2 protein-coding genes are annotated in these 1,603 nt (G+C 69.7%); one reads left to right on the top strand and one right to left on the bottom strand.

The genetic code is table 11. The features are described from left to right. The first annotated feature begins 267 nt into the window (after window positions 1-267). Window positions 268-1,098 carry an IS5 family transposase gene (locus ACFZDK_RS55820; protein WP_390987114.1) on the top strand — a complete coding sequence of 277 codons (831 nt, stop codon included), beginning with the start codon at window positions 268-270 and terminating at the stop codon, window positions 1,096-1,098. Here the strand turns inward: ACFZDK_RS55820 and ACFZDK_RS55815 are convergent. Then, the coding region (locus tag ACFZDK_RS55815; RefSeq protein ID WP_390987112.1) for a hypothetical protein at window positions 1,016-1,603 on the bottom strand (588 nt) is incomplete at its 5' end. The two genes, ACFZDK_RS55820 and ACFZDK_RS55815, sit on opposite strands and share 83 nt — an antisense overlap.

The following is a 1,603-nucleotide window of genomic DNA, read 5'->3' as shown; positions in this document are numbered from 1 at the left end:
AGTGCGTTGTGGCAAACCGGATCTTGTTCGAGCGGCAGCGGGTGGTCGTCTGGACTGAGGTTCGGGTGCGGTCGCGGGCATGAGAGAACGGGCCCCTTGGTAGTGACGCGGTTACGACACCAGCACGACCAAGGAAGCCCGTTGCCTGATCAGTTGAGCAGTACCACTGTGGCTGCGTCTACTGCGGTCACCCTTGGGTGTGACTGCTACGTGCACCGGTTCGGTTCGATCGCTCCGGGACGGCGGGCAGGCTGCTATCCGAGTGACATGACGGATGCGGAGTGGGCCGAGGTCCGCTCCGCGATGCCGGTGCCGGCCTGGCTGCTGAAGCGGGGCGGGCGTCCGGAGGCGTACTGTCACCGAGAGATACTCGACGCTGTGCGCTATCTGGTCGACAACGGCGTGAAGTGGGTGGCCATGCCGGCCGACTTCCCGTACTGGCGGGCGGTCTACGACTTCTTCCGCCGCTGGCGGGCCTGCGGCTACGTGCGTGAACTGCACGAACGCCTGCGCCGCACGGCGAGGGAACGCTCAGGCCGCAACACTGAGCCCAGCGCGGGAGTCATCGACAGTCAGTCGGTGGACGCCTCCGAGACCGTCGGCGAGGACAGCCGCGGATACGACGGCGGCAAGTCACGTGACGGGCGCAAGCGCCACATCCTGACCGACACCGAGGGCCTGCTCCTGGAGGTCACCGTGACGACGGCCGATGTGCACGACTCCAAGGCCGCCCCCGCGCTGCTGGAGACGTTCATGGACCAGCCGGGCCGGCTGCTGAAGCTGGTGTGGGTCGACAGTGCCTACCAGGGCCCCGCACTGGCCGAGGCGTTCGCCCGTCACGGGGTGCGCGTCGAGGTCGTGCGCCGCTCCGACGGCAGGCGCGGATTTGTCGTACTGGCCCGCAGGTGGGTGGTGGAGCGCACGCTGAGCTGGCTGTCGCGCTCACGCCGCCTCAACCGCGACCACGAACGCCGCCTCGACCACCACGCCCAGATGGTGTGGTGGGCCGCCGTGATCAGGCTGTCGAGGCGCCTGGCCGGGGACGCTCCGCGCTGGCCGGAGAAACGCCCCGGCCGACTGCTCCGGGCTCAGGCATGAACCGTCCGTCCTTCGCCCGCGCCAGCCAGCCCCGCTTCTCCAGCACGTAGGCACGGTGACGGATCTTCTCCACCTCGTTCTTGATCTCCGCCTCCCGGCCCACCGCCCGCGTCAGCTCCACCCCGTTCACCGGCCCCGAAGCGGCCACCGCAGCAGCGAACACCTCCCGATACAGGCCGCTGAGCACCTCCTCGCCCATGCCCGACCGCCACACCGGCGGCCGCTCGCCATGCCCCGCGCCGGGGCCGCCCGATCCCACGACGGCAGCCGTCCCACCACCGGACGGCACGGAAACCGGCGTATTCACCGGGCTCTCCCCGGCCAGCACCGACACGAGCTCCTCACGCCCCACCCGGGCCCGCTCAACTCGCTCCCGCGCGGCATCCACCTCGGCCTGAGCCTGCTCCAGAACCTCCGTCCAGGACTCCAGATCCTGCCTCGCCCGCGCCTCACGCTGTTCCATCAACCCCAGCACCGACGGCATCGCGACCTCCTCGATCCACAA

The sequence above is a fragment of the Streptomyces sp. NPDC007901 genome (assembly GCF_042959465.1).
In the GTDB taxonomy this organism is placed as follows: domain Bacteria; phylum Actinomycetota; class Actinomycetes; order Streptomycetales; family Streptomycetaceae; genus Streptomyces.
The sequence above is the reverse complement of the archived record's forward strand: the minus strand, read 5'-3'. Positions and strand labels throughout refer to the sequence as shown.

What these genes read in the sequence shown, in the direction of transcription:
- ACFZDK_RS55820 (WP_390987114.1), top strand. Translation starts at nt 268, where the DNA reads ATGACGGATGCGGAGTGGGCCGAGGTCCGCTCCGCGATGCCGGTGCCG.